At 46.1% G+C, this 4,873-nt stretch carries 4 protein-coding genes; 3 read left to right on the top strand and 1 reads right to left on the bottom strand.

Features of this window, described 5'->3' with window-relative positions:
• The 3 genes from QZ735_RS11575 to QZ735_RS11565 form a co-directional block, all read left to right on the top strand.
• The coding region (locus QZ735_RS11575) for a sugar MFS transporter (RefSeq protein ID WP_294248453.1) at positions 1-965 on the top strand (965 nt) is incomplete at its 5' end.
• 16 nt (positions 966-981) lie between these two features.
• A complete protein-coding gene (locus QZ735_RS11570) occupies positions 982-1,770 on the top strand; it encodes an NUDIX domain-containing protein (protein ID WP_294248450.1) in 789 nt (262 codons plus the stop codon).
• A 121-nt stretch (positions 1,771-1,891) separates the two neighbouring features.
• Positions 1,892-3,070 (top strand): acyl-CoA dehydrogenase family protein, encoded by a 1,179-nt coding sequence (locus tag QZ735_RS11565; protein WP_294248444.1) that lies wholly within the window; start codon positions 1,892-1,894, stop codon positions 3,068-3,070.
• A 576-nt stretch (positions 3,071-3,646) separates the two neighbouring features.
• Here the strand turns inward: QZ735_RS11565 and QZ735_RS11560 are convergent.
• The coding region (locus QZ735_RS11560; RefSeq protein ID WP_294248441.1) for a PD-(D/E)XK nuclease family protein at positions 3,647-4,873 on the bottom strand (1,227 nt) is incomplete at its 5' end.

The following is a 4,873-nucleotide window of genomic DNA, read 5'->3' as shown; positions in this document are numbered from 1 at the left end:
TCTTCCGATCTGGAATCTGTTCCCTGATTCTTCCCTTTGTAGAAGTCTTCTGGTTCTATAAGCTCTGGTTTGCCATCATCGGGACCTGCTTTGCCATCGGTAAAATCTGTGTCTTCGGCATCCTCAGGAACAACGTCACCGACGAAAAATCACTCGCCAAAGCGATGAACAGTGTGGAAGCCTCTTTCATGATCGGTATCTTCGCAGTGAACACAGGATTCGGATGGCTGATTTCCAGTGCCTTTTCTGAATTCTGGAAGTTCGGGTTCCTTTCCATTTCCCTGCTCTGTGCCGTTACCATTTTCCTTTTTTCCCGGCTGCAGATTTCTGAAGCCGTAAAGACCGGGCCGGAAAGTATACTCAAAGGCCTTACAGGCCTTTTCAGCCCTGCCCTGCTGTTTTTCCTGGCCATTATCTTCTCAATTGTATTCATAGAACAGAGCTTCAACTCCTGGCTGCCTTCCTTTTACAAGAACCACCTGAAAGTAAACTCATTCTTTGCGCTTCAGGCCTCTTCTTTTCTTGCCCTTTTCTCCTATGCGGGCAGAACGGTAACGTCTTTTGTCATTCACCGGTTTTCGCTCTCACGGTATTACCTTCTGTGCCTGTCGCTTATCCTTCTCGTTCTGTCCGTCATCAGTGGCATACAGCTCTTCGGTACGGAAGACGGTTCCGGCATTCTGCTTTACCTGTTTCCCGTCACCGGATTTTTCCTTTCGCCCCTGTATCCGGTGATCAACTCGAAGATGATTTCAGGCATCGATACCTCGAAAGCAGAACTTTTTACAGCGCTGATCGTGATTTTTTCATCCTTGGGAAGCTCACTGAGCTCCGTTATCATGTCGCTCCTCTTCGGAAACCGGCTGCTGGACTATTATTCGCTGTATATTTTGTCTGCCGTAGGCCTGCTTTTTGCCATCAGCCTGATTTATTTTAAAATTGCCGGTAAAAATTCTGGAAAATAATTTTATTTTTACATCCATGAAAACCAGGAACGAAAAAAACAAAGAGACCCTTCAGGAACTTATTGACACAAAAGATTTTGTAGCCCACGTATCGGTAGACTGCACCATATTCGGTTTTCATAATAACATCCTGAAAGTCCTGCTGCTAAAGTATCATGACCTCAACCTTTGGTCACTGCCCGGAGGTTTTGTGTTCAATGACGAAGACCTCCGCGAAGCCGCTGCCCGTGTACTGTACGAAAGAACCCATCTCAAAGACATCTTCCTGAAACAGTTCCATACCTTCGGAAGAATAGACCGGACGGAAAACAACGTTCACCGGATCCTCCTGAACAATAAAGGCATCGAGGTACCGAAAGACCACTGGATCTTCCAGCGGTTCATTACGGTAGGCTACTGCAGCCTGATCGATTTCTCTATGGCCAACACCTTTCCGGATGCCTTTAATGAAAGCTGTGAATGGTTTGAAGTAAGCAAACTCCCGCAGATGGCCTTTGACCATGACCGGATCATCGAGACCGGACTGGAATACCTCAGGATGAACATCAACACGGAAGTGGCCGCCAGCAACCTGCTGCCTGAGAAGTTCACCATGAAAGACCTGCAGTCACTCTATGAGACCATTCTCGGAGAACAGTTCAGAAGGAATAATTTCCAGCGTAAAATACTAAGCCTGAACATCCTGGATCGGCTGGAGAAATTATACGACGGTTCCGCCAATAAAGCGCCCTACCTGTATACATTCAAAAACAGGATCTACAATCCGACAAACCAGTATCCTATTTCCAACGGTGATGAAGTTTGATGCTGAGGCTTTACAAGACAGGATGCCTCATTAACCTACTCATCATCAACAGATAAAGAGCAGGCAAAAAAAATTTCCCTGAACTGCTGAAAAATGCTATTTTTAGGAAAATTAAATTACAATGTCATATTATCCTCTTACAAGCATCCCGGATTATTACGGAATTGATGCTTTACTTACCGAAGAACACAAGCTGATCCGTCAGTCTGTGAGAGATTGGGTAGAAAGTTTTGTCATGCCTCAGATCGATCAGGCGGCACAGAACCACACTGATCTTCCGGGATTGATGAAGGAATTAGGCCGGATCGGGGCACTGGGACCCTACATTCCGGTGGAATACGGCGGCTCCGGGCTGGACCAGATTTCCTACGGCCTGATCATGCAGGAGCTGGAAAGAGGCGATTCTGCCGTACGCTCTGCCGCTTCAGTGCAAAGTTCCCTGGTGATGTTCCCCATCAATGAATTCGGTTCTGAGGAACAGAAAAAGAAATACCTGCCGCAGCTGGCTGCCGGAGAAATGATCGGATCCTTCGGATTAACGGAGCCTAACCATGGTTCGGATCCAAGTTCCATGGAGACCACGATCAGGGATATGGGCGACCATTACCTGCTGAACGGCGCCAAAATGTGGATCACCAATGCTCCCCTCTGCGATATCGCTGTAGTATGGGCCAAAAACGAAGAAGGAAAAGTGCAGGGACTGATTGTGGAGCGGGAAATGGAAGGATTTACCACACCGGAAACCCACAATAAATGGAGCCTGCGGGCTTCCAAAACCGGCGAACTGGTCTTCAACAATGTAAAGGTTCCGAAGGAAAACCTGCTTCCGGGCGTTACCGGACTGAAGGGGCCTTTATCCTGCCTGAATTCTGCAAGATACGGCATCTCCTGGGGAGTGATCGGTGCCGCTGTCGACTGTTACTGCACTGCCGTTCAGTATTCAAAAGAAAGAAGACAGTTCGGGAAACCGATCGGTTCCTATCAGCTGCAGCAGAAAAAACTGGCCGAATTCCTGACGGAAATTACCAAGGCCCAGCTCCTTTGCCTCCAGCTGGGCAACCTTAAAAATGAACATAAAGCCAGTCCGGCACAGATTTCCATGGCCAAGCGGAACAATGTGAAGATGGCCATCGATATCGCCCGCGAATCCAGGCAGATCCTGGGCGGAATGGGTATCATGGGAGAATTCCCGATGATGAGGCACGCTGCCAATCTGGAATCGGTAATCACCTATGAAGGCACCCACGATGTCCACCTGCTTATCACAGGGCTGGACATTACCGGCATCAATGCTTTCTAACGGTCAAGAACAGATTTATTTCATCATGAATACAAAAGCCCGGTGTTGATACCGGGCTTTCTATTTTATAGGGAAAATTGTTTTTCACAACAGCTTATCCCCTGTTCTAATGAATTTACTGAAAATTTGAATTCTTCTGATAGCGGTATTATGCCGGACCTAAAGAAATATGAATCAGCTCTGTGGGCTCAATCTGCCATCGTCATATTATAAACTTAAGTTCGATGTAAAATCAGGTATACAGTCAATAGCATTGATTTCATCCTATTTACTATGGGATACCTGATGATCCGGCATTAGCTGAATGCGGATAAGTTTTGGCTAATGCCGGATGTATGCTGCTATCATGACGTCGGGCTAAAGCCCGACGCTATTGATTGATACAACTCATTTATGGTAAACTCAAAATGGTGACCGGGTCAACAAGAAGAAACCGGAAGTCCTTTTGTCAGAATAACGGCCAGCAGTTTTGTATGTAAAACTGATTTAATATTACCGAATTCACGTTATGATAAGCAGCAGACAAACGTCTCATGGAAAGGTGATTATTCTGAGCCCTGTTTTCCCCAGCACATTTTACCCGGCATAAGGTTTCAGCCTTTCCGTAAAGCGTACCTCCGGATTCAGGATTTCCAGGATCAGGCTTTTTACCGATTGCATGGCGGTACCGATGTCCCCTTTTTCAAACTGCAGGGCCACCACTCCTTTACCGGCTTCTGCAAAACTCCAGATTCCGGTTTCTACCGGCAGTCCCCGGAATTCCGGAAGGTTCTGTACGACATACTGGTAAATACAGAGCTGCAGGGCCTGCTTACGGTCGTTGTTCCGGAAATAATCATCTGCTTTCTCTTCTTCGATCTTTACAACGAGGTTCTTTATTTTGGCTGTTTTATAGTCAATAATCCTTAAAGTGCCGTTCAGCTGGTCAATCCGGTCGATAAACCCGAAGAAGGAAATTTTATCCTGGCCTTCCAGATAAAAATCTACGCCTTCAAAGCGCTTTTCAATGTCGAGGATCTGAAGACTGTTCCCTTCTTTTATCAATCCGAGGTCATGGTGTAAAATGGTCCCGACGACTTTTTTAGCAATGGATTTGTGGATATAATTCATGCCCTTATCATAAAATTCGGGCTGGTGTTTGAGCTTGCTGATGGCATTTTCTATCGATTGATCTATCCCCTGAATTGATTTCTGTAAATCGTTTTCTGTTAACACTTTACCTTTAAGCATCTCATACACGTCCTGAAGTGTGTAATGAACCAGGTTTCCGTAGTTTTTTACAGACAGTTCCTCTTCTATTTCGTCATTTTCCGAAGTGTTCAGTATTTTGGAAAGATAGAAGTCGATCGGGTTGTACAGGTAGCTGGTAAGATGGGATGCGGAGACCTTCTGTTTCCAGCGTTCCAGTTTTTCCATGACAACCGGTGTCTTGGCAATTTCAACCGGCTCGGTCATGATCGGTTCCGAAGAGTTTTCAATAATAAGATGTTCGATCGTATGCGGGCCCTCCATTTCAATCTGGGTGATGAACCGGCTTTTTTCCCCGGTATTGACTCCGGAACTTAAGGCATTGAACAGGAGATGGACATTCTGTGCATCCTGTATCAGGCGGTAGAAATGATAGGCATAAATTCCGTCATTTTCCAAAAAGGTATGAAGGTTGAAAACTTTCCTGATATCGAAAGGAATGTAGGTATTCTGCGAATTGCCCAACGGGAGCTTACCCTCGTTTACGGACAGCAGGATGACGTTCTCAAAATTCAGAAGCCGTGTTTCCAACAGTCCCATCACCTGCAACCCCTG

The sequence above is a fragment of the uncultured Chryseobacterium sp. genome (genome assembly GCF_913776365.1).
GTDB lineage: Bacteria > Bacteroidota > Bacteroidia > Flavobacteriales > Weeksellaceae > Chryseobacterium.
The sequence above is the reverse complement of the archived record's forward strand: the minus strand, read 5'-3'. Positions and strand labels throughout refer to the sequence as shown.